The sequence below is a fragment of the Helicobacter pylori genome (assembly GCF_011175115.1).
In the GTDB taxonomy this organism is placed as follows: Bacteria; Campylobacterota; Campylobacteria; order Campylobacterales; family Helicobacteraceae; genus Helicobacter; species Helicobacter pylori_DF.
Map to the genome: position 1 here is coordinate 1 of NZ_SHOW01000013.1, position 538 is coordinate 538.

Sequence of the window (538 nt, forward strand, 5' to 3'; positions counted from 1 at the left end):
TAGCCATTTAGAAGAGGGGCAAAATGCATAAAATAGAGCGCTTGCTCCAAACCTTAGCGCCTAAGGGGGTGGAGTTTAAAACGCTTGAAGAGGTTTTTGAAATTAAAAATGGTTACACCCCATCAAAAAACAATCCTGAATTTTGGGAAAAAGGGACTATCCCTTGGTTTAGAATGGAGGACATTAGAGAAAATGGGAGGATTTTAAAAGACTCTATCCAACACATTACCCCAAAGGCTTTAAAGGGTAAGAAATTATTCCCCAAAAATTCTATTATTATTTCTACAACAGCAACCATAGGCGAACATGCCCTTTTAATCGTTGATTCGTTAGCGAATCAACAATTCACTTTTTTAAGCAAAAAAGCGAATTGTGATATTGCTTTAGACATGAAATTCTTTTTTTACCAATGTTTTCTTTTGGGGGAATGGTGCAAAAAAAATACTAATGTTTCAGGTTTTGCTTCTGTGGATATGACTGCTTTTAAAAAATATAAGTTCCCCATCCCACCCCTAGAAATCCAACACGAGATCGTTAA

Annotated in this window: 1 protein-coding gene; it reads left to right on the top strand. The window is 36.1% G+C overall.

The window, feature by feature from the left end; all coding sequences use genetic code 11:
• Nucleotides 1-23: 23 nt before the first annotated feature.
• On the top strand, nucleotides 24-538 hold a 515-nt coding region (locus EXS92_RS07825; protein WP_165516085.1), incomplete at its 3' end, for a restriction endonuclease subunit S.